Origin of the sequence: Streptomyces iakyrus (assembly GCF_000717055.1) — a bacterium.
Classification (GTDB): Bacteria; Actinomycetota; Actinomycetes; order Streptomycetales; family Streptomycetaceae; genus Streptomyces; species Streptomyces iakyrus.
The window spans coordinates 1-451 of record NZ_JNXI01000094.1 but is presented as its reverse complement, the minus strand read 5'-3'; the positions used below and the strand labels follow the sequence as shown (position 1 = coordinate 451).

Genomic DNA, 451 nt, shown 5'->3' with positions numbered 1-451 from the left:
CCGTCAAATAAACGGTCTCGTTGGAACGATAGACGCCGCGCTCGGCATAGACGAAGGCGTCGGCGCCGGCGGGGATCGCCCGGCCCGCGACGCCGCGGTCGGTGAGGTCGAAGGCATTGGTCTTCAGGCTCAGGAAGGCGTAGTCGGATTTTTCGCCTGTCACCGTGAGCAGCGCCGGCGACAGCCCGCCCTCGCCGCGTGCCAGGCCCTGCTCGAACAGCACGTGGCCGGCGGCGTCGGTCTTGCGGGTGGCCAGGATCTCGTTGTTGCGGGCGACCAGCTTCACTTCCGCATTGGCGACCGCTTCAGTCGAGGCCAGCGAGTTGACGAACACGTGGATACCGTCATTGCCGGAGAAGGCCGACAAGCCCATGTCCGAGACGATGAACCATTGCGTCGCCAGCGTGCCGTCATCATCGCTGCCCGGGCCCTTGGCCGCCGATCCCCCGGT

Annotated in this window: 1 protein-coding gene; it reads right to left on the bottom strand. The window is 66.7% G+C overall.

Translation table 11 applies throughout. The annotated features are described in order from the left end of the window. The coding region (locus OO68_RS48895) for a hypothetical protein (RefSeq protein WP_033314717.1) at window positions 1-451 on the bottom strand (451 nt) is incomplete at both ends.